A 23,100-nucleotide genomic window follows, 5' to 3' on the forward strand; every position below is an offset into this window, starting at 1 on the left:
ACAGCGGCTCGGCGTCCCCGGGCGCGCAGAACAGCTCGAAGCCGTCCTCGCCGGTGTACCCGGTGCGGGTCGATGAGGTCGGGGCGGCGGTCACGGAATCCCTCGCTCGTCGTCTCGTGATGTCCCGTGGTCGCGTCCGGGGCCGGGCGGGGGCAGCATAGTGGCTCGCGCGACAGGCTTGGAGGCCGGGCCCGGTCCCATTTCCGGATCGGTACGGGATCCGGCGGCATCCCATTTCCCGGTCGCAGCACATTCATAGATGTTCCTATTGTGTGTTCTTACTGTCGTAATACTAGTTAATACTTCGCGGACCCCCTAAGACTGCTGCGTATGGCCGATCGAGTCCGTGTTCTTTACGTCGGAGGACTGGGTCGCAGCGGAAGTACCGTTCTCTCACGCGCTCTTGGCGAGCTGCCCGGCTTCTTCCACGTCGGTGAGCTGGTGTTCCTCTGGTCCCGGGGCGCGACCAGGAACGAACTGTGCGGCTGCGGCACCCGGTTCCTCGACTGCCCGTTCTGGACGGACGTCGGGAAGCGGGCGTTCGGCGGCTGGGACGCGGCCGACCCGGCCCGGGTCGCCGCCCTCCAGCACACGGTGGACCGGACCCGCTACCTGCCGCAGCTCCTGCGGCCGGACCTCAGCCGCGACTTCCGGGACCGGCTCGACAAGTTGACCGCCGTACTCGGGCGGCTCTACGCGGCCATCCAGGAGGTGAGCGGCTGTTCGGTCGTGGTCGACTCCTCCAAGCACGTCTCCTACGCCGCGACGCTGCGCCGGGTGCCGTCCGTCGACCTGCGGCTGCTGCACGTCACCCGCGACAGCCGGGGCGTGGCGCACTCCTGGGCCAAGAAGGTCAAGCGGCCCGAAGTGGTGGACCAGGACGCCTACATGGCGAAGATCCCGGTGCCGAGGCTGGCCGCGCGCTGGTCGGCGTTCAACGGCCTGTTCGACGTGCTGCGGATGGTGCACGGCGACACGATGGGGCTGCGCTACGAGCGGTTCGTCGCCGACCCGGCCACCGCCCTCACCCGGATCGCGGCCCTCGCCGGCAGCGAACTCACGCCCCCCGACCTCGACTTCGTGCGGGACGACGGGCTGCGGCTGTCGGCCGAGCACAGCGTCTCCGGCAACCCCATGCGCTTCACCAGCGGTCCCGTCCCGCTGCGCGTGGACGACGCGTGGCGGTCCGCGATGGCGCCCCGGGACCGGGCCGTCGTCACCGCGCTCACCGCCCCCGGCATGCTCCGCTACGGCTACCGCCTCAGAAGGAAAGCGACCCGATGAGACACGACGAGGCCACCGGGCCCGGACGGCGCCTGAAGGTGCTGATCGTCTGCTCCGCCGGCGGCCACCTCGCCCAGCTCCACAAGCTGGCCCCCTGGTGGACCCGGCACGACCGCATGTGGGTCACCTTCGACACCGCCGACGCGCGCTCACTGCTCGACGGCGAGGACGTCCGCTGGGCGTACCACCCGACCACCCGCAACATCCCCAACCTCCTGCGGAACCTGTGGCTCGCGTTCCGCCTCGTCCCCAAGTACGCGCCCGACCTGGTCGTCAGCTCGGGCGCCGGGGTCGCGGTGCCGTTCTTCTGGGTGGCCAGACTGCGCGGCACGCGCACCGCCTACCTGGAGGTCTTCGACCGCATCGACAGCACGACCATGACCGGCAGGCTGTGCCGCCCGGTGACCGATCTGTTCCTCGTGCAGTGGGAGGACCAGCGCGCGCTGTACGACGGCTCGGTCGTCGTCGGAAAGGTGATGTGACATGACCCGCGTCCTGGTGACGGTCGGCACCGACCACCACCCCTTCACCCGGCTGATGACGTGGATCGAGCGGTGGCAGGCGGAACGCGAGCCGCTGCGCTGGACCGTGCAGCACGGCTTCACGCCCGCGCCGCCCGCCGCGCCGGGCGTCGAGGCCACCGCGATGATGCCGCACGACGCGTTCCGGGCGGCGCTGCGCGAGGCGGCGGTCGTCGTCTGCCAGGGCGGCCCCGGCTCCATCATGGACGCGCGCGGCGCGGGCAAGGTGCCCATCGTGGTGCCACGCCGCCCGGAGCTGGGCGAGCACGTCGACGACCACCAGGTCCGGTTCGCCCGGCGGCTGGACGAGACCGGGCTGATCCGGGTCGCGACCACCGAGCACGACTTCCGGCTGCTGCTGACGGCCGCGCTGGACCGGCCCGAGTCGTTCGCCGCCACCCCGGAGATCAGCGAACTCCCGGAAACGGTACGGCGGTTCGGCGCCCTCGTGGACGAGCTGATGGTCCGGCCGCCGCGCCGCACGCTGCTCGGGCTGCGGCGGCGCGGCCGGGCCTGACGGCGCGGCGGGCCCGTCAGGCGTCGTAGAAGCGGGCCCGCACGTCCGCCGTCAGCTCCCGCACGCGGGCGATCTCGTCCTCGGTCAGCCGCTCCTTGTAGGTCACCAGCGCGGCCCTGCTGTCCATCGGCTGGTAGGCCGTCTTCGACAGGCCGCCCTTCAGGCTCCAGGACATCGCCCGCGTCGGCGCGTTCCCCGCCTGCGTGGCTTCCCGGACGGCCCGCCGCGCCGAGGCGTCCCAGGTCAGCCCGCAGGTGGCGTACAGCCCGCCGAACGCCGTCTCCGGGTCACCGGCCAGGTCCTCGTACCGCACGACGTGCAGCGACCCGCCGTTCTCGCGGCGCATCGCGTCCACCGCGTCGTAAGTGACCCGCCACAGCGCCGCGTTCTTCGCCAGCTCGTCCTGGCTGCCCACCAGCGCCCGCAGTTCGTCGGCGTGCCCGCCCAGAAGGTCCCGCATCAGCAGCGGCTGCTCCAGCAGCTCGTGGAAGTACGTCGTCCAGCCCAGCTTGCGCCAACTGCCCGCCCACGTCACCGGATCGCGGACCAGCACGATCGCCACCGCACCCAGCCGCCGGGCGAACCAGGCCGCCGACAGCACCGCGTACGGGTCGTCCAGCAGCGCCCGCCGCCCGCGCGCCCGGCCGGCCGTGAACGCCGACAGATTCTTGGCGAGGCGGGCCAGATCGGGCAGCGCGCGGTTGGCGCGCAGCTCGGCGACGGTCCGGTAGCGCAGCCGCACGGTGTCCCCGAACGCCCGCAGCCAGGGCTCCTCGTTGTCCTCGCAGATGTACTGGAAGGCGTGGGTCACCGAGGCGTTCAGCACGCCGGGCGAACGTCCCGGCGGGCGGCTGGGGTTGAGCGGCTCGTTGACGTACACGAGCTCGCCGCCGGCCTGGAGCATCTTGCCGACCCAGCTGGTGCCGCTGCGGGGCAGGCCGGTGACGAGGATCGGCCGCGCCGCCGTCGTGGTCGTCGCTGTCTCGGTCGTCGTCGTCATGTCGTCACACGCTCTCTCGAATCCTGGCGCGGCAGGAGGCGCAGGGCCAGGGCCAGGGTGTCGTCGGGGTGGAGGATCACGGTGTGCATCTCCCGGGCGATCGCCCGGGGAACGTCCGTTATGGGCAGCCCCGCGTGCCGGCGGGCCGCGCGGATCAGGCGCGCCTCGCCCTCCAGCGGGTCGCGGCGGCTCTCGGTGAGCCCGTCGGTGTAGAGCACCAGCAGGTCGCCGGGCTCCATGGTGGTGCGCAGCAGCCGCTCGCTGCCGGGCAGGGGGAAGCCGACGCCCCGGCCCTTGACCTCCAGGTACTCGTGGCCGCCGGAGGCGCGGACCAGCAGCCCCGGCGGGTGGCTGCCGTTGGCGAGCAGCAGCTCGCCGGTGGCGGGGGTGATGCGGGCGAGCTGGACGGTGGCCATGACGTCGCGGTCGAAGGGCCGCATCACCTCGTCGGCGCGGGCGATGATCGACTCCAGCCGGTGGCCCTCCAGCGCGAGGGTGCGCACGGCGTGGGTGACGTTCAGCGCGCTGCGGGTGCTGGTGACGCCGTGGCCGAGGGCGTCCACGACGGTGATGTGCACGGTGCCGTCGGGCAGCCGGAACCAGTCGTAGAGGTCACCGCCGGTGGGGGCGTCGGTGCCGGCCGGGGCGTAGTGCACGGCCAGCTCCAGGCCGTCGATGTCCAGCGGCGGCGGGCGCAGGGCGTCCTCCAGCTCGCGCAGGGTCTTGCCGTGGGCGCGGCGCAACCGCTCGTCCCGCTCCTCCAGTTGGACGTAGAGGGCGAGCACGCCGCTGTTGGTCTCGGCCAGTTCGTGCTTGAGCCGCCGGTGGTCGGCGGCCAGCGCGTCGGCGCGGGCCATGGCCTGCTGCAACTCCTGCTCCAGCGCCTCGCTCTCGCTGCCGGGCGAGGTGTCGAGCAGGCCCGGTGCGGCCCCTCCTCCCGCCGGGCGCGGCGGGAGCGGCACCCGCCACACCGCGCCGCCGTCCTCGGTGAGTTCGGCGGGCAGCGGCAGCTCGGCCGACTCGGGCCGGCCCGCGTGGCCCAGGGGCCGGCAGACCACGGCGAGCAGGCCGGGGTGCCCGTTGTCCGCGCGCCGCACCGAGGTCTCCAGGTGGACGGCGCCGCCGGCCGCGAACGCCGAGCCGGCGACAGCGGTGACGGAGACCACCAGACGGGCCCTGAGGTCGACCGGGAGCCGGTGGGTGCGGGCCAGTTGGCGCACGGCGTGCCGCAGGTCCGCCTGGGCGCGGAAGCGGCGGCTGTCGGTGGTCGTCATGGCACGGTTCTCATGCGGGCGGAGCAGGAACGGGCGGGCGTGGCGGGCCCATCCGGGGTCGATGCCGTCGCTGTGCAGCACACAGGTCTCCTGGGGGGCCAGGTCGAGGCTGTGGACGGTCGGCTCGGGCATGTTGAAACCGACGATACCGGGCGGCCCGGAGGGACCCGTCCGGACCCGGTCGGAAGTGACCAGCGCCAGGCGGACGTTGCCGGTGCCGCAGTAGTCCAGGCGGCCGGGGCTGAGCCGGAGCAGGGCGACGGCGGCCCCGCGGGTGCGGCGCAGTGCCCTGTGGAGCGCGGCCATCAGGACCGGCAGCGGGCGGCCGGGGTCGTGGGCGAACGCGGTCATGGCCGCGCGGGCGGCGTCGGCCGCGGGGGGGCCGTGGCCGAGGGCGTCCACGACGACGGCGGTGCGGCCGGTGTCGGTCTCGGTGACGGCGCAGGCGTCGCCGCTGGCGTCCTCGCCCTCCAGGGGCAGGCAGACCGCGCCGACGGGCGCCCTGGCCGCGGTGAGGTCCTGCGGCCGGGCGAGACGGGCGCTGACGACCGTGCCGTCGCCGGGCTGGGTGCGGATGGTGAAGTCCGTCGCTATGCGGCGCACCGCGCCCAGGCCCGCGCCGAGGGTGCCGCTGGTGGTGTAGCCGTCGGCGAAGCAGCGTTCGAGCTCGGACATGCCCGGCCCCCGGTCGGCGGCGGTGATGTCGAGGCCCTCGCCGAGGGCCAGCGGCTGGAGGTAGACCACGCCGTCACGGGCGTGCTTGTCGAGGTTGGTGGCCAGTTCGCTGGCGAGGACGGCCGCCTTCTCCGGCAGGGCGCCGGTCAGGCCGCAGTCCCGGGCGAGCCCCCGCGCGGCGACCGAGGCGACGTGCACGGCGCTGTGGTGGTCGATGCGGACCTGGGTGCTGACCTGCCGCGGGTGGGGGGACGGAGACACGGCCCGTTATCCCTGGGTCCAGCGGGTCGCGCTCACGGTGGTGCCGCGGCCGGGCGAGGAGCGGATGTGGAAGTCGTGCATCAGCCGCCTGGCGCCGCCCAGGCCGTGGCCGAGCCCGGGGCCGGTGCTGAACCCGTCGGCCAGGGCGGCCTCGATGTCCGGGATACCGGGCCCCTCGTCGGTGACGACGAGGCGGACGCCCCGGTGGCCGGGACGGTGCAGCCGCTCGATGGTGAGCGTGCCGCCGCCGCCGTGGATGTAGGCGTTGCGGACCAGCTCGCTGGCGGCGGTGACCACGCGCGTCTGGTCGACCAGCCCGAAGCCGGCGGCGAGGGTGGCGGCCCGCACCGCGTGCCGGGCCTCCAGCAGGTCCTCCTCGGTGCGCACCGGATAGGTCTCGCGGTACGTCTCGCGGTGGGTCTCGCGGTACGTCTCCCGCGCGATGTCCCGGCCGGGGCCGGGATCCGGCTGCCGCTCCCGGGTGAGGCCCCTCGCCGGCTCATGAGGCGTCATCACGGTGCCGAAGCCTCCCCGGACCGTACGGTGCGGAACCAGCCCAGGGCCGCCATGCCCTGCTCCGCGTTGAGGGCCGTCTCCACGCCGTCCAGCCGCAGTCCCAGCTCGACCAGGGTGATGGCGACGGGCGGGCGCATTCCGGCGACGATGACGCGGGCGCCCAGCAGCCGCGCCGTCGTGGTGAGCTCGGTGAGGGTGCGGGCCACGAACGAGTCGATGAGCTCCAGCCGCGAGATGTCGATGAGCACGCCGGTGGCGGCGTCCGCGGCGATCCGCTCGGTCAGCTCGTCCAGGAACGCCATGGCCGACTTGTCGTCCAGCTCGTCGAGCAGGCCGGTGACCAGCACGTCGCCGAGGCGGAGGATCGGCACGCTCGCCGGCTTCTGCCCGTTCACCGGCGGACCGCGTCGCCCGTGGGAAGCGCCGGCTGCCCCGTGATCTTGACGGCCTCCGCCAGGGCGTCGGCCAGGGTGGCCCGGGTGAGGATCTCGGAGAGGTCCACGCCGAGTTGCGCGATGGTCTGGGCGATGGGCGGCCGGATGCCGCTGATGACGCAGTCGGCGCCCATCAGGCGCACGGCGGCGACGGTCTGCATCAGGTGCTGGGCGACCGAGGTGTCCACCGCGGCGACACCGGTGATGTCGACGATGGCGACCTGCGCCTCGTGCGTCTGGATGGCCTGGAGCAGGCTCTCCATCACGACCTGGGTCCGCGCGGTGTCGAGGGTGCCGATGAGCGGCACGGCCAGCACGTGGCGCCAGAGCCGGACCACGGGCGTGGACATCTCCAGCAGTTGGCGGCTCTGCCGGGAGATGATCTCCTCGCGGCTGGCGACATAGGTGTCGAACGACAGCACCCCGGCCGTGTCCACCAGCCGGTTGATCAGCAGCGCCGCCTGGAACAGCTCCTCGGCGTCCCGCGTGGTCCGCTGGAAGATGGACAGCAGCACCTCCTTCAGGGAGAGGACCGCCAGCGAGGTCGCCGTCGGGGTGCCGCCCGCCCGGGCCCGGCGCAGCGACAACTCGGTGATCGTGCCGCGCAGCTCGGGGTGGGAGGAGACGATCCGGCCGGCCGGGAGCCCGCTCTCCAGACCGGCCAGGAGCGCCGCGATGAGGCCGTCCGCCTCGACGCGCAGCTCGTCCTCGCCGATGCCCGCGCCCAGCCCCTCCTGCTCGGTCTGGAGGCGGACCCACTTGTCGGCGATGTCCTCGTCGTGGTCACGCAGCGCGCTGATGAGCTGCTCGCGCACCGCGGAGTCGGTGGCCGTCACAAGAAAAACCTCTCGCCGTCGACGTGCCCTGTCCGGCACGTCAACGTCTTCCTCTGGGTATGCACTTGGTACGTTTTGTCATGAATTGCCGTCCGGCAAATGTTACCGACACGGGGCGCCGCCCGGTAGTCCCCTACCCCCGGAGGCCGACAACAGGCCGTCACAGGTTCCAGGTTCTGCCGTATCACTGAACAGCCCGCAACAGTTTCCATTTGACAACAGTAGTATCGCGGCCACACGCTGTGCCTGGCGGCCCGCCACCCGGCGCTCCCGCCGGTCCGGCACACGGCCGGTCACCCTAGGAGCCCGCCATGTCACCGTCGCACCTTCTACGCCGAGCGGGCGGAGCGGTCGGCGGCCCGGTCCCGGGCGGGCATGGTCTCCGCCACGGCGTCCCGGAAGCCGGCGAGTCCTTCGACAAGTGCCTTGCGGGTACTGGGCGGCATGGCGGCGATCGCGGTCAGCAGCGCCTTCTCCCGGCGCTCTCTGAGGTCCTGGAGGTACCGCCGGCCGCGCGGCGTGAGCCAGAGTTCGAGCTCGCGGCGGCTGGCCTGACTCGGCGTCCGTTCCACGAAGCCGAGGGCTTGCAGCCGGTCGCACAGTCTGCTCACCGAGGAGGGCGCCGAGCCCAGCAGCTCCCCCAGCCCGCGAAGGTTGATGCCCTCGTCGCGCTCCAGGATGTACAGCACCCGGAGTTGGGAGGAAGAGACCGGTGCCGGCGAGGCGGCGTCCCGCCCCCGTTCCCACAGGACCTCCAGCAGCTCGATCACCTCGGACGCCGCCAGGGCGGCATCCGGGGGCCGGTGTGGAGGGGGTGGATTCACGCATCTCACTCTGGCACTCAGGATCTGGCTTGTCATCCCGGATGTCCGCTCCGGCGTCCCTCCCTACCTCACCGGTTTCCGCGACCGGCACTCCCCCAGAAGGCGAACTCACACGGTGGACAGACTCGCGGCCGCTGAACGTGCCTTGCGCCACGCGGCCCCCCACGCACTGCTCGACAGTCTGCGCGCGGTACTGCTCCGGTGCTACTCCGCGAGCGACGCGACCCTGATGGTCGCGGACTACGGGGTGACCTCCCTGCGTCCGGTCGACGCCCCCGCCGACCATTCCCTTCCCGTCCACATGGGACCGGCGGGCCGCGCGTTCGGCTCCCAGCTCCCGTACGTGGAGCCCGCCGAGGGCGCCTCGGAGCTGACCGCCCACCTGCCCGTCAGCGTCCGCGGCGACCGCATCGGCGTGCTCACCGTCCGGCTGCCGCGCGAGCGCTTCGGCGCCACGGTGCTGGACGAACTGGCCGAGATCGCCGGGATACTGGGCCACGAGATCGTCGTCGCCGAGCGGGACACGGACCTGTACCTCCAGGCCCGCCGGTCCGAACGGCTCACGCTGGCCGCCGAGATGCAGTGGCAGCTCCTGCCCGGCCGGTCCTGCTCCCGCCCGGAGTACGAGCTCGGCGGGCAGCTCGAACCCGCCTACGCCGTCCACGGCGACACGTTCGACTGGTCGACCTCGGCCGAGCACCTGTCCCTCACCGTCATCAACGGCATGGGCGAGGGCATAGAGGCGTCGCTGCTCACCAGCCTGGCCGTCAGCGCCCTGCGCAACGCGCGCCGGGCCGGGCTCGGCCTCGCCGAACAGGCGTACCTGGCCGACCAGGCCATCTACGGCCAGTACCGGGGCCTCACGCACGTCTCGGCCCTGCTGCTCCGCTTCGACCTCGCGACCGGCCGCACCCGGGTCATCGACGCGGGCTCGCCCCGGGTGTGGCTGCTGCGCCAGGGCGTTGCCGAGTACGTGGAGCTGGAGGGTCAGCTCCCGCTCGGCATGTTCGAGGAAACGGTGTACACCGCGCAGGAGTTCACCACCCTGCCGGGTGACCGGCTGTTCTTCGTCAGCGACGGGGTGTACGACGCCTCCTCGCCGGGCGGCGAGCGGTACGGCGAGAAGGCGCTGGCCCGCGCCATCATGAACACCCGGCTGCTGCCCCCGGCCCAGGTGCCGCGCGCCATCCTGTCCGAGCTGGCCGGCCACCGCGGCGGGCCGCTGCCGGAGGACGACGCCATGGTGGTGTGCCTGGACTGGCACGGCCGCACGGCGGACGTCTGAGACGCCGCACGCCGCGCGGGAAACGCCCGGAGGCTCTGGACTCCCGTCCCCGAAGCCGGGAGTTCAGAGCCTCGCGGGCGCGCGCCGCGGCCCGCTCAGGCGCCGATCACGCCGCCGTCCGTGCGGCGGATGACGACGGTGGCCGAACGCGGCCGGCCCTCCGGGTCGAAGTCGGGCCAGTTGCTGACCGCGCGCGGGTTCTGCGGCGTCGGCGTGCCCCAGGCCGCCGTCGCCTCGCCCGGGTGCTGGACGTTCACGAAGAGCGTCCGGTGGTCGGGCGTGAAGGCCAGCCCGGTGATCTCGCAGCCGCGCGGGCCGGTGAGGAACCGACGGATCTCGCCGGTGCGCGGATCGGCGGCCAGCATCTGGTTGTTGCCGATGTTGTCGTAGCCCTTGGTGGCCAGGTTCTGCGAGGAGTTGGAGATGTCCGTCATGATCCACAACCGGCCGTCGCCGTCGAACCCGAGACCGTCGGGCGAGCCGAAGGCGTTGGACGCGTCGGTCCCGGCCTGCCCGTCGTACGCCGGGTCACCGGCCAGGACGAAGATGTCCCAGTCGAAGGTGGTGGCGGTGTTGTCGCCGTCCTTCTCCGTCCAGCGCACGATGTGGCCGTACGGGTTGGGCTTGCGCGGGCTGACCGCGCTGTCCCAGCCGCTGCCGTTGGTCAGCGTGCAGTAGACGTCCTGGTTCTGCGGGTTGACCGCGATCCACTCCGGGCGGTCCATCTTGGTGGCGCCCACCGCGTCGGCCGCCTCGCGGGTGCGCAGCAGCACGTCCGCCTGGTCGGCCCAGCCGTTGGCAGTGGTCAGCGGCCCGGTGCCGTGGACCAGGGGCAGCCAGGTGCCGGTGCCGTCGTCCTCGAACCGCGCCACGTACAGCGTGCCGTGGTCCAGCGGGCTGCGGCCCAGGGCCCGCTGGGCGCGCCAGCGGCCCTTGCCGACGAACTTGTAGATGTAGTCGCCGTCCTGGTCGTCACCGGTGTAGGCGACGACGCGGCCCCGCGACTCGGTGACCGTACAGCCCTCGTGCTTCACGCGGCCGAGCGCCGTGCGCTTGACGGGCTTGGCCTGGGGGTTCATCGGGTCGATCTCGACGATCCAGCCGAACCGGTTGATCTCGTTCGGGTTGGCCGCCAGGTCGAAGCGCGGGTCGGCCAGGTGCCAGCGGAAGCCGCCGCCGCTCTTGGACACGCCGTAGCGGGACTGCGAGGCGGTGGGCTGCCAGGCGGGGTCCTGGGTGCCGAAGTAGTTGTTCCAGTTCTCCTCGCACGCCAGGTAGGTGCCCCACGGGGTCCAGCCGTTGGAGCAGTTGTTCAGCGTGCCGCGGGGCTCGTCGTTCGCCCGCAGGAGGGGGTGGTCGGCCGTGACCGGCCCGGAGAAGTCCACCGGCGTCTCGCCGGTGATCCGGCGCGCGCGGCGGGAGTCCACGACGTGCCACGCGCCGTCGCGTTCCTCGATCTCGACCACGCTGACGCCGTGCGCGGCCAGCGCCTTGCGCACCTTCTCGGCGGTCATCGTGGCGGCGCCGTCGGGGAACAGCAACTCCTGGTCGACGTACTCGTGGTTGAGCACCAGCATGCCGCGGCGGCAGCCCTGGCGGCCGGACCCGATCGGGAAGAAGTGCATGCCGTCGTGGTTCATGCCGACCTGCTCGGCCTGCTCGGCGGCGGTGTTGCCCGCGTCCTTGCGCCACTGCGGGCCGCCCGGCCGGATCGGGGTGCCCCAGGGGATGATCACCTGGGTCTCGTAGCCCTCGGGCACGGTGAACGTGTCGGCGGTCGACATGGGCACGGCCGGGAAGCCCAGCAGGCCCCGCGGCGGACGGCCACCGCCGCCGCGCACGGGCGCGGCGGTCTGCCCGGCCGCGCCGGCCGTCCCGGAACCGGCGGTCGCCGCGACGAGGAACCCGGCCGCGGCGGCGGTCCCGCCCCTGAGCGCGGCCCGGCGGGACATCCGCTTCTCGACGACCTCCCCGAACGTCCGGTTGCCGGAGCTGTTCGAGCTCACGTCGTCCGGGTCGATCGCGGGGAAAACGGGGGGCAGTCCTGACATCGCGGATCCTCACTCGCTGATATGTGTGCCGTCAGTGATGCTCCCGTGAGGCTAGGAGCGGCCGGTGGCCCCGAGTGGCCACCAAGGTGAACGAAGGGCCACCTTCATACATACGGATGATTCACCGCACGAATTCACCTGACCGCCGACCGCACCCGCCGCAGCCACCCGAGCGCACCACCGTTCCGCACCCGACCTCAGGACGCGACCCGGCGATGTTCTCCCCGGGCCGCGTCCGGGAGGTGCCTGCCTCCCACCGTACGGCCCGCGCATCCGGCGCCTTGTCGGCCGAGCGCCGGGCGCCGACCCGGCGCGAACGATCGGACACGCGCCGGGCCTCCCCGCGCCCTCGTGCCTCTCCCCCGCGCGGGGGACGCGGTTCACCATGGCGCAGGACGCGGCGGGGGCCGGGCGGGCGGGAGCGTGGAGGCATGACGACGACGCCCGCCGCCCCGACCGCGGCTCTCCTGTCCCCGCCCGCACGCCGCCACGCCGGGGACCGGCACCGGCACCGGCCGAAGGCGTGGCTGCGCGCCCTCGCGATCGCCTCCTGCGTCCCGTACCTGGCCCTCAAGATCGCCTGGCTGTCCGGGAGTCACCTCGGCATACCGGAAGGCAGCGCACTGCGCTCCCCCGAGGGCGAGGACACCCTCTTCGTCGCCAACGCGGCGACCGCCTGCATGGACGCCGCCGTCATCGTCCTGGCCCTCGCGCTCACCCGCCCCTGGGGGCGGCGGCTCCCGGCCTGGCTCGTCGCCTGGCCGCTGTGGGTCGCCACCGGGCTGCTCGCCCCCATCGTCGTCGGCTTCCCCGTCGGCTCCCTCGTGGAGCTCTTCACCGGCACCCCGCCCGGCGCCGAGCGGAGCGAGGACGAACTCTTCCTCGATCCCTGGGTCTTCACCGTGGTCTACACCGGCTTCGGCCTCCAGGCCCTCGCCCTCGGCGGCCTGTTCGTCCGCTACGTCCGCGAGCGCTGGGGCCACCTGCTGAGCGGGCGCCTGGCCGGGCTGCCCCGGTCCGCGAGCGCCGCCGCGCAGCGGGCCGGCGCCGTGGCCGCGGCGCTGCTGTGCGGCGCCGTGCTCACCGTCCAGACCGGCTGGCTGGCGGGCGGCACGACCGGCCTCTCCGGGAAGCAGGTGGCCGACCGGGACGCCATGTTCTACGTCACCACCTCCTCCACCGTCCTGTTCCTCCTCGCCGCCGCGGCCGGGGTCCTCCTGCTCGCCTTCCGGCCGCGCCGCCGCGGCCGGACGCGGCTGTTCACCGCCGTCGCCCTGGCCTGGACGGGCAGCGCCGCGCTCGCCGCGTGGGGCGGCTGGCTGCTGCTGGCGGGCACGCTGACCGGGGAGACCGCCGATCCCGGGGAGCGCGCGACCCCCGTCATGAACCTCCTCTACGCTGGCCAGATGCTCACCGGGATGCTGATCCTCGCCGTCGGCGCCCGCTTCCTCGCCGAACGCGCCGCGAGCGCGGCCCGGCCGCCCCGGTGATCCGGGTGCCGGGCCGGACGCTGCGGCTGCGCTGGGTGCACCTGCTGCTCGGCGGGGCGCTGCTCATGCCGTACTTCCTGCTGACGACGGTCGCCGTCGGCGTGGTCTCCCCCGGCGCCGACCCGTTCACCGAGCCCGGCCCGGGGTTCCTCGCCTTCGCGCTCGCCCTCCCGCTGATCGCCGTCACCGGGCTCTTCCCCCTCGTCCGCGCCCTGGAGACGCAGGCGGTCCGCGCGCTGGCCGGCGTCGACGGGGACCGGCTGGCCGCCACGCCCGCCGGCTCCTGGGCCACCCGCCGCCGGACCGCCGCCTGGCTCGTCGCGCACCTGGGCCTCGGCGGGCTGGTCAGCGGCATGACGCTGGCCGTCCCCCCGGCCGTCGTCGTCCTGACGGCGTACCCGTTCTCGGCCGCGCTGCGCGACAGCCGCTACGGCTGGCCGCACGTCCCGGCGTGGGCGGGACCACCGCTCGGACTCGCGCTGCTCGCCGCGCTGGCCGCCTGCGCGGCGGGCGCGGGCCTGCTGCTGGCCCGCCTCGCCCCGGTGCTGCTCGGCCCCTCCCCGGCCGACCGGCTCGCGGCGGCCGAGGAGCGGGCCGCGGACCTCGCCGCCCGCAACCGCCTCGCCCGCGAACTGCACGACTCGGTCGGCCACGCGCTCAGCGCGGTGACGCTCCAGGCCGGTGCGGCCCGCAAAGTCCTCGACGCCGACCCGGAGTTCGCCCGCGAGGCACTGGCCGCGATCGAGGCGACGGCCCGCGCCGCCGTGGCCGAACTCGACACCGTGCTCGGCCTGTTGCGCGAGGAGGACGCCACCGCCACCGCGCCCGCGCCGACCCTGGCCGACCTGCCCGCCCTCCTCGACCGCACCCGGGCCGCCGGTCTCGCCGTGACGCTGACCCGCGCCGAACGCCGCCCGCCGCCCGCGCTGGTCTCGCGCGAGGCGTACCGGATCGCGCAGGAGGGCCTGTCCAACGTCCTCCGCCACGCCGGCCAGGTCCCGGTCGCGCTGCGCGTCACCACCGACGACGAGGAGCTGACGCTCACCATGGGGAACCCGGTCCCGGCCGCCGCCCCCCGCCACCCCGGCGGCGGACGCGGCCTGCGCGGCATCGCGGAACGCGCCGCCCTCCTCGGCGGCACGGCATCCTGGGGCCCCGCTCCGGACGGAACCTGGCACCTGACCGCATGCCTCCCCCTGGGAGCCACCCGATGACCGTCCGCGTCGTCGTGGCCGACGACGAGCGCCTGGTGCGCGGCGCGCTGCGCGCCATCATCGGCGCCGAGCCCGGCCTGACGGTGGTGGGCGAGGCGGCGACCGGCGCGGAGGCGGTGTCCGTGGTCCGGGAGCTGCGGCCGGACGTGGTGCTGATGGACGTGCGGATGCCGGAGGTGGACGGCATCCGCGCCACCGAACAGCTCCTGCGCACCATGGCCGACCCGCCGCGCGTGATCGTGGTGACGACGTTCGAGAACGACGCCTACGTCTACGAGGCGCTCCGCGTCGGCGCCAGCGGCTTCCTGCTGAAGCGCGCGGCGGCCGAGGACCTGGTGGGCGCGATCCGGCTGGTGGCCCGCAGCGACTCGCTCCTCTTCCCGGCCGCCGTCCGCGCCCTGGCCGCCCGCCACGCCCGCACGGCCCGCGCCGGCACGCTGCGCGCCCGCCTGACCGACCGCGAGGCCCAGGTGCTGCGCCTGATGGCCGAGGGCCTGACGAACGCGGAGATCGCCGCCCGCCTGACCGTGGGCGCCCAGACGGTGAAGACCCACGTCGCCGCGATCCTGGCCAAACTGCACGCCCGCGACCGCACCCAGGCCGTGATCGCGGCCTACGAACACGGCTTCGTCACCCCCGGCGGGGTCGTCTAGACCGCGGGTCTCCGCGCGTACGGGGGTACGGCCGGTGACCTCCCCTAGGCTGGAGTGGGTTGAGAGGAGGCGGAGTTGGGCGGGGAGCCGGGGCGGGTCTTCATCAGCTACGCCGGTGTGGAACGGGCGTGGGCGGAGTGGGTCGGCCGGCAGCTGGAGGACGCGGGCTACCTGGTCGAACTCGACGCGTGGGACTGGGCCGCCGGGGAGAACACGGTCCTGCGGATGAGCGACGCGCTCGAACGCGGCCGGATGCTGGCCCTGTTCTCGGGCGCGTACTTCGAGCGGGAACGGTTCACCACCGACGAGTGGACGACCATCGTGGCGATCAGGGGGAAGCTGATCCCGGTCCGGCTGGACGACGCGCCCGCGCCCGCGATCCTGCGGTCCCTGCACGCCCCCTCCCTCGCCGGGCTCGAACGGCACGAGGCGCGGCGGGTGCTGCTGGAGGCGGTGGCCGGTCCGCGGCGCCCGGACGGCGAGCCGACGTTCCCTCCCGCCACCGGCAATGGCCAGCGGCACGGCCGGCCGGGTCCACGGCTGCCGGGGAGTCTGCCGCCGGTATGGAACGTGCCCCGCCGCAACACGGCCTTCACCGGCCGGGACGGCATGCTCATCCAGGTCCGCACCGCGCTCACGGACCGCTCCCGGGTGGCGGTCACCGCCCTGCGCGGCCGGGGAGGGGTCGGCAAGACCCAGCTCGCCATCGAGTACGCCCACCGCTTCGCCGGGGAGTACGACTTCGCCTGGTGGGTCGCGTCGGAAGCGCCCGGCCTGATTCCCGGACAACTCGCGGCACTGGCGGCCGAGATCGGCGCCGCCGACGCCGACGCTCCGGTGGAAAAGGCGCTGGCCGCCCTGGGGCGAGAGCTGCGCGCCCGGGACCGCTGGCTGCTGATATTCGACAACGCGGAAGACCCCGCCGCCCTGGTCCCCTACCTCCCCGACACCACCGGGCACGTGGTCATCACCTCCCGCAACCCCTACTGGACCGGCGTCGCCAGGGCCCTGGAGGTGGACACCCTCGCCCGCACGGAATCCGTGAGACTGCTGCGCGACCGAGCACCCGCTCTGCCCCACGCGGAGGCCGACCACATCGCCGCGATGGTGGACGACCTGCCGCTGGCCCTCGAACAGGCCGCTGCTCTCCTGGCCGAAGGCATGACCCCCCAGGAGTACCTGACCCTGCTGGACGAACGCGTCGACGAGGTGCTGAACGAGGGCAGCCCGCACGGCTACCCGGCCCCGCTGGCCGCGCAGATCCGCCTGAGCACCCAGCGCCTCGCGCAGACGAACCCCGCCGCGCTGGCGCTGCTGCGCGGCGTGGCGCTCCTGGCACCCGAGCCCTTTCCCCTGCACGCCTGCGCCGACGAGGTCACCGAGAACCCGCACCCCGCGCTGGCCGGACTGCTGGGCAACCCTCTCCAGACCCGAACCCTGCTGAGCGCCCTGGCCCGCCAGGGCCTGGCCCGTGTCCAGGACGGCACCCTCCAGCCCCACCGCCTCACCCAGGCCCTCATCCGTCATCAACTCACCGACGACGAACGCGCCGACGCTGCCCGCGCCGCCGAAACCCTCATCGTCGCCGCGTACCCCGGTGACCCGATCAACCCGGCCACGTGGCCCCGCTGGCAAGCGATCCTCCCCCACCTCCTGGCCGCCGACCCCGCCCACCTCACCACCGAGGCCGGGCGGGACACCGCGCGCTCCGCCTGCTGGTACCTCATGGAACGGGCGCAGCCCGGAGCCGCGCTTCCCCGCCTGGAACAGCTCCACGAGACATGGACCGCACAGCTCGGCCCCGACCACGAGGGCTCCCTGTGGACCGCCATCTACCTCGCCCGCGCCCACAGCTACACCGGCGACCTCACCCGCGCCCGCCAACTCGGCGAAGACACCCTCGAACGCCGCCGTCGCGTCCTGGGCGAGGACCATCCCGACACGCTGAACGCGGCGAACACCCTCGCCAACCGCCTGGCGGAGCTGGGCGAGACCCAGGACGCACGCGAACTCGCGGAAGACACCCTCACCCGCCAACGACGCGTCCTGGGCGAGGACCACCCCGACACCCTCATCACCGCCCACAACTTCGCCATCCGCCTGGGGGAACTGGGCGAAACCCAGGCCGCGCGCGAACTCGGAGAAAGCACCCTCGCCCAACGACGACGGGTGCTCGGCCACGACCACCCCCACACCCTCAGCACCGCTTACAACCTCGCCATGGACCTGGGGGAACTGGGAGAGCTCCAGGCCGCACGCGCCCTCGGAGAAGACACCCTCGCCCACCAACGACGGGTACTCGGCCACGACCACCCCCACACCCTCAACACCGCCCACAACCTCGCCATGGACCTGCGGAAGCTGGGAGAGCTCCAGGCCGCACGCGCCCTCGCGGAAGACACCCTCGCCCACCAACGACGGGTACTCGGCCACGACCACCCCCACACCCTCAACGCCCTCCGGTTCCTCGGCTCCCTCGGTGACGGGGACGAAGGAACCGCTGGACATCCCGGCGACTCCGGAAGGGGCACGTGACACCGCCGCGCGCGGTCCGTCAGCCGCTGACCCGGGCGGACGGTGCGATGCCGGTGGTGAGGTCGACTTCGGTGCAGCGGGTGAGTTCGGTGACGAGCTGGAACGCGACGAACCACGGGGCCGCGGGGTGGCCGTACGGCAGGTAGTCGTCCGAGGGGGAGGCGACGAGCCCACCGCTGGGGCCCGGGGCGTAGAAGCCGCCGAAGACCCTTCCCAGACGCGCGGCTTCCTGGAGCGGATGGCCACGGGTTCGGTGAGGTGCGGGCAGTGACGCAGGGCCAGAGCGGCGCAGGACAGCCAGACCGGGGGCTTGGTGGTCAGCGCCCCCTCGGGCCGGTCCGGTGGGCGCGCGGAGCTCTCCCCGCGCGAGGCCGGATACAACCAGCCGCGTGAGGTGCGGTCGGCCCGGCCGCCGCACACCTGACACGGCCGGTGCGGCATCACGTGGCGCCGCCGCGGGGGACGCGTCTTCCGGCAGTCCGGACGTCCGTGCCCCGGCGTCCGACTGAACCGCACCCACAGCACGCCGTGGGGGTCCCGGCCCCCGGGCTTCTCGTCCCGGCAGGCCAGGCCGGTTCCGCCCGGGTCGACCGTCAACGGCCGCGACAGGGCCGCGTTCTCCGCACCGCACGCGGCGGCGTACGGGACCGGCAGCTGTCCCGGCCCCCGGGACAGACCTCAGCAGGGTCACCTGGCAGACCACAGCACGTGCAGCGGCGGCCATGGGGGACGGTGCGTGGAGGTCGGGTCCGGCCTGCCGGGCGTCGTCCCGGTGCGAGACAGCAAGGCCCCCGCCCGCGCCGTCCTCGCCGTCCCCACCCGCTCCTGGACCGCGTTCCTCGCGACCCTCAGGGACTGCCCCCCGCACGATCAGGTTCCCGCGCCGACCACGACGGCGCGGGCGCACCTTGCGAGCGTCCGCCGTCGCGGCGGATGATGCGCTCGACATGAGGCGCGCCACGGCGGAGGGGCGCCGATGACCGGCATCGAGAACGTCAGGTGGCGCACCGGCGGCCACAGCGGAAACGGCGGGCAGTGCGTCAAGGTCGGGTCCGGCCGTTCCCGCCCGCTCATGGGCCGCGTTCGTCGCCGGTCTCCGGAACTGATCCGCCGCGTCCGGACGGGCGCCCGTGGTGCCAGGGCAACTTCACCGGTGCGTCCGGGACATGGCCGGTCAGGATGTCGGTGAGGAGCGGGACCAGGCCGAACGGGACGACCCGTTCCGCCGTCGTGGCCAACTCCGGCAGCGGCCACCAGCGGTGCTCGGTCGTCGTGCTCCGCTCGAACTCCTCCATGCGGCTGGTGTCCACCCGGTACGCGCCGTCCACCCGGTGCAGGAAGAAGTGGTCCTCGAACAGGCCGCGCTTCCAGCCCAGATCGGCCCACCCGCCGGTCCACGCCACCCGCCGTCCCAGCGCCCCCGGCGCCACCCGCAGCCCCGTCTCCTCCCACAGCTCCCGCGCCGCCGCCGCGCGCAGCGACTCGTGCCACCGCGCGCCCCCGCCCGGCGTCAGCCACGACGGTGAGCGGCGCCCGGTCATCCGGAACAGCAGCAGCCGGTCGGCGCCGTCCAGCAGCAGCACGCGCGCCGACCGGCGGGCCAGGCCCAGGCCGAAGGGGCGCCGCATCAGTCGTCCACCCCGAAGAGCTGCTCGACGGGGTCGATGCCGAAGTACACGACGAAGAGCCCGGCCGTCAGCCACAGCAGCCAGCTCACCTCGCGGGTGCGGCCCAGCACCGCCCGCAGCACGACCCAGGCGATGAACCCGGCGCCGATGCCGTTGGTGATCGAGTACGTGAACGGCATGACGGCGATCGTGACGAACGCCGGGATGCCCACCGCGTAGTCGGCCCAGTCGATCCGGCCCACCTGCGCCATCATCAGGAAGCCGACGGCGACCAGCGCCGGCGCGGCGGCCTGCGCGGGGACGACGGCGGCCAGCGGCGCGAAGAAGAGGGCCAGGGCGAACAGGCCGCCGGTCACCAGGTTCGCGGCGCCGGTCCTGGCGCCCTCCCCGACGCCCGCCGCCGACTCGATGTAGGAGGTGTTGGACGAGGCGGACGCGGCCCCGCCCGCGGCGGCGGCCAGGCCGTCCACGAACAGCAGCCGCCCCAGGCGCGGCACCCGCCCCCGCTCGTCCAGCAGCCCGGCCTCGCTCGTGACGCCGACGGCGGTGCCCATGGTGTCGAAGAAGTCGGTCAGGAACAGCGTGAAGACCAGCAGCACGGCCGTCACGACGCTGACCTCGCCGAACGCCCCGAACAGGCTGAAGTCACCGAGCAGCGCGAAGTCCGGCGCGGCGGCCACGTCGTCCGGCACCTCGGGAACGGTCAGCCCCCACGCCTCGTCCGGGATGTCCGCGACGGCGTTGACGACGATCGCGAAGACGGTCGTGGCGAGGATGCCGAGCAGGATCGCCCCCTTCACGCGGCGGGCGAGCAGGGCCAGGGTCAGCAGCAGCCCCAGGCAGAACGCCAGGACGGGCCAGCCGGTCAGCTCGCCCCCGGCGCCCAGGCTCAGCGGCGGCGCGCCCTCGTGGCCGAGGGTGAAGCCCGCGTCCACGAACCCGATCAGCGCGATGAACAGGCCGATGCCCACGCCGATGGCCTGCTTCAGCGCGGCGGGGATCGCGTTCATCACCGCCTCCCGCAGCCCGGTCGCGGACAGGGCGCAGACGATGATGCCCTCCAGCACCACCAGCCCCATCGCGTCGGCCCAGGACATGCGCGGCGCGATCTGGAACGCCACCATGGCGTTGATGCCGAGCCCGGCGGCGAGCGCCAGCGGCAGGTTGGCGGTGACGCCCATCAGGACGGTCATGATCGCGGCGACGAGGGCGGTGACGGTGACGAGCTGCTCGAACGCGAGCTGGTCGCCGTGCACGTCCCGGGCGCCGCCGAGGATGATCGGGTTGAGCACCAGGATGTAGGCCATGGTGAAGAACGTGGCCATGCCGCCGCGTACCTCGCGGCCCGGTGTGGAGCCTCGTGCGGAGATGTGGAAGAAGTCGTCCGGACGTCGCAGCGGCATGGAGGGATTCTGCCCGACGCGGGTGACATGCCGCCGCACGGTCGCGGAAGGGAAGGGGACCGGATGACCGGCAGGAAGCCGACGGTGCTGCTCACGGGCGCGGCGGGCGCCATCGGCACGATGCTGCGGGAGCGGCTGCCGCGCCACGGGTACGCGCTCCGGCCGCTGGACGTCGTCCCGGTGGCGGGCGAGCCGGACGCCGTGGTCTGCGACCTGTCCGACCCGGCGGACGACGACACGCTGCGGGCGGCGCTGCGCGGCGCCGACGCGGTGGTGCACCTCGCGGGCATCCCGCTGGAGTCGGCGTTCGAGACGATCCTGCGCGCCAACGTCCAGGGCACCTACCGGCTGTACGAGGCGGCGCGGGCGGAGGGCGTGCGCCGCGTCGTCTTCGCGTCGAGCAACCACGCGGTCGGCTTCACCCGGTGGCCGGGCCCGGACGACCCGCCGATCGCGGCCGACACGCCGCACCGGCCGGACACGTTCTACGGGCTGTCGAAGTGCTTCGGCGAGGACCTGGCGCAGTTGTACTGGGACCGGCACGGGCTGGAGACGGTCTCGGTCCGCATCGGCGCCTGCTCCCCCGCCCCGGCCACGGTCCGCGAACTGTCGATCTGGCTGAGCCCGGGGGACGCGGCCCGCCTGGTCCACGCGGCGCTGAGCGCCGAACGGGTGGGCCACACCGTGGTGTTCGGCTCGTCCGCCAACACCAGGGCGGTCTGGGACCTCGCCCCGGCCCGCGCCCTGGGCTACGAACCGGCCGACGACTCCGAGCCGTTCGCCGCCGCCCTGGCACCGGCCCCGGCGCCGTCCCCCCACCTCGGCGGCCCGTTCACCACCGCCACTCCGCCCACGTGGACCCCGGCCTGACGGCGGCCACCGGCCGGACGGACCAGGGCCACCGCCCGCGCCCGGCACACCAGCCCGCATCCCCACCGCCACGCCGCACGGGCGAACACGGCCCGCCGCCCGGTTCGCCGCCGACGGCGTGCGCGGCCCGGCTCGCCGCAGGCGTTACTCGCCGCGTCGGGTGCGGGCCTTGAAGGCCGCCTTGCGGGCCCGCTTCGCCAGTTGCTTGTCCGGGTGGACCCGGCCCACCGCCTCCAGGACGTCCGCCGTCGCGGGGTGGTCCGAGCGCCAGGCCCGGTCGAAGAACTCGCTGTGCTGGTCGGCCAGTCCGGACACCAGCTCCTGCAACTCGGCGGCGTCCTCCTCGGCCGTCCCCGCCCCGAACGGCAGGAGCTGCGCGGCCAGCGTGTCGACCGTCAGCCAGAAGATCATGTCCTCGTCCGGCGCGGGCACGTCGGCCGCGCCGCGTTCCGCGAGCCACACCCGGGCCAGGCCGCCCAGCTCCCGGTCGTCCAGCACCTCGCGCACCGCCGGTTCGACCTCGCGGTCGAGGAGCGAGAGCACGAGCTGGCAGCCGAACCGCCGCCCCGGCCCCGCCTCGTCCACGCCCCGGGCGGCGGCCAGCAGCTCACGGGCCGCCGCCAGCGGCTCGCGGCCGGCCAGCCACAGCTCGGCCTCCTCGCGCCCCGCCTGCTCCGGGCGGAACGGCAGGGCGGCCAGCAGCGCTCCGGCGGGCCGGCCGGCCAGCTCGCCGACCACGGGGGCCTCCAGACCGGCGTCCCGCATCCGGCGCCGCACCGCCCACAGCCCGAGCGGGGTCAGCCGGACCAGCCCGTACCGGCTCAGGTCCTCCTCGTCCCCGAAGCCGTCGTCGGAGCCGTCCCCGGGGGCCTCGTACCCGTCCGCCTCCGTGCGCGCGAACGCCTCGCCGCCGCCGGGCAGTTCGTCGTCCTCCGCGTCGACGAGCACCGAGTCGTCCACCGGCTGGTACTCCAGCAGCCCGGTCCCCGCCAGCGCGCGGAACTGCCCGTCGAGCTTCAGCACCGCGTCCGACAGCTCGTCCAGCGCCTCGGCGGACAGCTCCTCCATGTCCTCGGGCACCAGCGACGCGGCGGCGACCATCGGCAGCGGCACCATCGAGACGCCCTGACCGGCCTCGTCCGTGACGGCGAAGAGGTACAGGCTGCCCAGCGCGGCGTCGAGGAAGCCGGCGGCCTCCTCCTGGTCCCACGCCAGCGCGTCCAGGTCGATGGCGTCCGGGTCGATCTCGCCGTCCGGGCTCACCGCGCCGTCGAGGCCCGCCAGGTCCCCCAGCATCTCCTCGAACGTGGGCGTGGCGGCGTCGCTGAGCACGGCGTCGACACCGGCCGCCCAGATGTCCAGCACGTCGCCCGGTCCGCCGCCGGTGAGCCGGGCCAGGTCCTCGCCGGGCGCGGCGGTCCCGGCCACCGCCTCCTCCTCGCCGCCCGCCGGGCCGTCGTCGCCGGTCTCGGTGACGTCCACCAGGCCGGTGTCCACGGCGAAGTGCCACGCGTCAGCGGCCAGCGCCTCGCCGTCCTCGTCCTGGTCGAGGCCGAGGTGCGTCACGGCGCCCTTCAGCTCGGCGGCGAGCAGCTCGCCCCCGGCGCCCACGGGCGTGCCGGGGGGCGCCCAGCGGGCGAGGGAGGCGGCGCGCGCGAGCAGCGGCGCGGCGAGCGCGTCGCGGGCCAGCTCGGCCTCCGCGGGAAGCCGCACGGGCGGCATAACGGGACGGTCGTCACCGGGGTTCACGATCGCTCCTCATCGCAACGAGCTGGGCTGTCACCAGCCTAGATGAGCGGACGCCACTCCGCGCGGCGAGCCCGTTCCCC

Annotated in this window: 20 protein-coding genes; 10 read left to right on the top strand and 10 right to left on the bottom strand. The window is 74.1% G+C overall.

Translation table 11 applies throughout. From position 1 onward, the window contains the following. Positions 1–330 precede the first annotated feature (330 nt). Genes ACSNOC_RS15495 through ACSNOC_RS15505 form a run of 3 tightly spaced genes read left to right on the top strand, consistent with a single transcriptional unit; the run spans position 331 to position 2,322 of the window. Positions 331–1,284, top strand: coding sequence for a sulfotransferase (locus ACSNOC_RS15495; RefSeq protein WP_436748015.1), 954 nt, complete (start codon positions 331–333; stop codon positions 1,282–1,284). After that, positions 1,281–1,766, top strand: coding sequence for a hypothetical protein (locus ACSNOC_RS15500; protein WP_436748016.1), 486 nt, complete (start codon positions 1,281–1,283; stop codon positions 1,764–1,766). Before ACSNOC_RS15495 ends, ACSNOC_RS15500 begins: the two co-directional genes overlap by 4 nt. A gap of 1 nt (position 1,767) precedes the next feature. Next, entirely contained in the window at positions 1,768–2,322 is a 555-nt protein-coding gene (locus tag ACSNOC_RS15505) for a glycosyltransferase (protein ID WP_436748017.1), read from the top strand. Between the two features lie 16 nt (positions 2,323–2,338). Here ACSNOC_RS15505 and ACSNOC_RS15510 read toward each other — a convergent pair whose 3' ends face one another. The 6 genes from ACSNOC_RS15510 to ACSNOC_RS15535 all read right to left on the bottom strand — a co-directional run bounded on the left by ACSNOC_RS15510 (position 2,339) and on the right by ACSNOC_RS15535 (position 8,178). Then, the gene (locus tag ACSNOC_RS15510) at positions 2,339–3,322 is read right to left on the bottom strand and encodes a sulfotransferase (RefSeq protein ID WP_436748018.1); all 984 of its coding nucleotides are present in this window, start codon (positions 3,320–3,322) and stop codon (positions 2,339–2,341) included. Further along, a complete protein-coding gene (locus tag ACSNOC_RS15515) occupies positions 3,319–5,532 on the bottom strand; it encodes a SpoIIE family protein phosphatase (protein ID WP_436748019.1) in 2,214 nt (737 codons plus the stop codon). The genes ACSNOC_RS15510 and ACSNOC_RS15515 overlap by 4 nt, the downstream gene beginning before the upstream one ends. A 6-nt stretch (positions 5,533–5,538) precedes the next feature. Beyond that, positions 5,539–6,045 (bottom strand): anti-sigma regulatory factor, encoded by a 507-nt coding sequence (locus ACSNOC_RS15520; protein ID WP_436748020.1) that lies wholly within the window; start codon positions 6,043–6,045, stop codon positions 5,539–5,541. Further along, positions 6,045–6,443: an STAS domain-containing protein gene (locus tag ACSNOC_RS15525; RefSeq protein WP_436748021.1), complete on the bottom strand. Its 399-nt coding sequence runs from the start codon at positions 6,441–6,443 to the stop codon at positions 6,045–6,047. The genes ACSNOC_RS15520 and ACSNOC_RS15525 overlap by 1 nt, the downstream gene beginning before the upstream one ends. Beyond that, on the bottom strand, positions 6,440–7,318 hold the full coding sequence (locus tag ACSNOC_RS15530) for an STAS domain-containing protein (RefSeq protein ID WP_436748022.1): 879 nt from the start codon (positions 7,316–7,318) through the stop codon (positions 6,440–6,442). The genes ACSNOC_RS15525 and ACSNOC_RS15530 overlap by 4 nt, the downstream gene beginning before the upstream one ends. 329 nt (positions 7,319–7,647) lie before the next feature. After that, positions 7,648–8,178, bottom strand: coding sequence for a MarR family winged helix-turn-helix transcriptional regulator (locus tag ACSNOC_RS15535; RefSeq protein ID WP_436748023.1), 531 nt, complete (start codon positions 8,176–8,178; stop codon positions 7,648–7,650). Positions 8,179–8,257: 79 nt separating this feature from the next. Between ACSNOC_RS15535 and ACSNOC_RS15540 the strand changes: the two genes are divergently transcribed. After that, positions 8,258–9,427 (top strand): PP2C family protein-serine/threonine phosphatase, encoded by a 1,170-nt coding sequence (locus tag ACSNOC_RS15540; RefSeq protein WP_436748024.1) that lies wholly within the window; start codon positions 8,258–8,260, stop codon positions 9,425–9,427. A gap of 95 nt (positions 9,428–9,522) precedes the next feature. Here the strand turns inward: ACSNOC_RS15540 and ACSNOC_RS15545 are convergent, their stop codons facing one another. Further along, the gene (locus ACSNOC_RS15545) at positions 9,523–11,478 is read right to left on the bottom strand and encodes a PhoX family protein (RefSeq protein ID WP_436748025.1); all 1,956 of its coding nucleotides are present in this window, start codon (positions 11,476–11,478) and stop codon (positions 9,523–9,525) included. A 431-nt stretch (positions 11,479–11,909) separates the two neighbouring features. Between ACSNOC_RS15545 and ACSNOC_RS15550 the strand changes: the two genes are divergently transcribed. The 5 genes from ACSNOC_RS15550 to ACSNOC_RS15570 all read left to right on the top strand — a co-directional run bounded on the left by ACSNOC_RS15550 (position 11,910) and on the right by ACSNOC_RS15570 (position 18,307). After that, positions 11,910–12,968: a hypothetical protein gene (locus ACSNOC_RS15550; RefSeq protein WP_436748026.1), complete on the top strand. Its 1,059-nt coding sequence runs from the start codon at positions 11,910–11,912 to the stop codon at positions 12,966–12,968. Between the two features lie 65 nt (positions 12,969–13,033). After that, positions 13,034–14,182, top strand: a complete 1,149-nt coding sequence (locus ACSNOC_RS15555) for a sensor histidine kinase (protein WP_436748042.1) — start codon at positions 13,034–13,036, stop codon at positions 14,180–14,182. Continuing rightward, on the top strand, positions 14,179–14,835 hold the full coding sequence (locus ACSNOC_RS15560) for a response regulator (RefSeq protein ID WP_436748027.1): 657 nt from the start codon (positions 14,179–14,181) through the stop codon (positions 14,833–14,835). Before ACSNOC_RS15555 ends, ACSNOC_RS15560 begins: the two co-directional genes overlap by 4 nt. A 75-nt stretch (positions 14,836–14,910) precedes the next feature. Beyond that, on the top strand, positions 14,911–17,370 hold the full coding sequence (gene fxsT, locus ACSNOC_RS15565; protein ID WP_436748028.1) for an FxSxx-COOH system tetratricopeptide repeat protein: 2,460 nt from the start codon (positions 14,911–14,913) through the stop codon (positions 17,368–17,370). Positions 17,371–18,061: 691 nt separating this feature from the next. Continuing rightward, positions 18,062–18,307, top strand: coding sequence for a DUF397 domain-containing protein (locus ACSNOC_RS15570; RefSeq protein ID WP_436748043.1), 246 nt, complete (start codon positions 18,062–18,064; stop codon positions 18,305–18,307). A 133-nt stretch (positions 18,308–18,440) separates the two neighbouring features. On the opposite strand, the gene ACSNOC_RS15575 is transcribed toward ACSNOC_RS15570, so the two are convergent. Both ACSNOC_RS15575 and ACSNOC_RS15580 read right to left on the bottom strand, forming a co-directional pair. Next, positions 18,441–18,998 carry an NUDIX hydrolase gene (locus ACSNOC_RS15575; protein ID WP_436748029.1) on the bottom strand — a complete coding sequence of 186 codons (558 nt, stop codon included), beginning with the start codon at positions 18,996–18,998 and terminating at the stop codon, positions 18,441–18,443. After that, positions 18,998–20,401, bottom strand: a complete 1,404-nt coding sequence (locus ACSNOC_RS15580; protein WP_436748030.1) for an NCS2 family permease — start codon at positions 20,399–20,401, stop codon at positions 18,998–19,000. Before ACSNOC_RS15580 ends, ACSNOC_RS15575 begins: the two co-directional genes overlap by 1 nt. Before the next feature lie 63 nt (positions 20,402–20,464). On the opposite strand from ACSNOC_RS15580, the gene ACSNOC_RS15585 reads away from it, so the two are divergent. Further along, entirely contained in the window at positions 20,465–21,271 is an 807-nt protein-coding gene (locus ACSNOC_RS15585) for an NAD-dependent epimerase/dehydratase family protein (RefSeq protein WP_436748031.1), read from the top strand. A 144-nt stretch (positions 21,272–21,415) separates the two neighbouring features. On the opposite strand, the gene ACSNOC_RS15590 is transcribed toward ACSNOC_RS15585, so the two are convergent. After that, positions 21,416–22,993: a hypothetical protein gene (locus ACSNOC_RS15590; protein ID WP_436748044.1), complete on the bottom strand. Its 1,578-nt coding sequence runs from the start codon at positions 22,991–22,993 to the stop codon at positions 21,416–21,418. Positions 22,994–23,100 lie beyond the last annotated feature (107 nt).

The sequence above is a fragment of the Streptomyces sp. URMC 129 genome, assembly GCF_051386415.1.
Taxonomy (GTDB): domain Bacteria; phylum Actinomycetota; class Actinomycetes; order Streptomycetales; family Streptomycetaceae; genus Streptomyces.

Excerpts from the sequence above, each read along its gene's own strand:
- ACSNOC_RS15510 (WP_436748018.1), bottom strand. The coding sequence starts at position 3,322 with ATGACGACGACGACCGAGACAGCGACGACCACGACGGCGGCGCGGCCG.
- ACSNOC_RS15585 (WP_436748031.1), top strand. The coding sequence starts at position 20,465 with ATGACCGGCAGGAAGCCGACGGTGCTGCTCACGGGCGCGGCGGGCGCC.
- ACSNOC_RS15575 (WP_436748029.1), bottom strand. The coding sequence starts at position 18,998 with ATGCGGCGCCCCTTCGGCCTGGGCCTGGCCCGCCGGTCGGCGCGCGTG.
- ACSNOC_RS15505 (WP_436748017.1), top strand. The coding sequence starts at position 1,768 with ATGACCCGCGTCCTGGTGACGGTCGGCACCGACCACCACCCCTTCACC.
- ACSNOC_RS15520 (WP_436748020.1), bottom strand. The coding sequence starts at position 6,045 with ATGACGCCTCATGAGCCGGCGAGGGGCCTCACCCGGGAGCGGCAGCCG.
- ACSNOC_RS15550 (WP_436748026.1), top strand. The coding sequence starts at position 11,910 with ATGACGACGACGCCCGCCGCCCCGACCGCGGCTCTCCTGTCCCCGCCC.
- ACSNOC_RS15535 (WP_436748023.1), bottom strand. The coding sequence starts at position 8,178 with ATGACAAGCCAGATCCTGAGTGCCAGAGTGAGATGCGTGAATCCACCC.
- ACSNOC_RS15560 (WP_436748027.1), top strand. The coding sequence starts at position 14,179 with ATGACCGTCCGCGTCGTCGTGGCCGACGACGAGCGCCTGGTGCGCGGC.
- ACSNOC_RS15590 (WP_436748044.1), bottom strand. The coding sequence starts at position 22,993 with ATGCCGCCCGTGCGGCTTCCCGCGGAGGCCGAGCTGGCCCGCGACGCG.
- ACSNOC_RS15545 (WP_436748025.1), bottom strand. The coding sequence starts at position 11,478 with ATGTCAGGACTGCCCCCCGTTTTCCCCGCGATCGACCCGGACGACGTG.
- ACSNOC_RS15580 (WP_436748030.1), bottom strand. The coding sequence starts at position 20,401 with ATGCCGCTGCGACGTCCGGACGACTTCTTCCACATCTCCGCACGAGGC.
- ACSNOC_RS15500 (WP_436748016.1), top strand. The coding sequence starts at position 1,281 with ATGAGACACGACGAGGCCACCGGGCCCGGACGGCGCCTGAAGGTGCTG.
- ACSNOC_RS15495 (WP_436748015.1), top strand. The coding sequence starts at position 331 with ATGGCCGATCGAGTCCGTGTTCTTTACGTCGGAGGACTGGGTCGCAGC.
- ACSNOC_RS15555 (WP_436748042.1), top strand. The coding sequence starts at position 13,034 with ATGCCGTACTTCCTGCTGACGACGGTCGCCGTCGGCGTGGTCTCCCCC.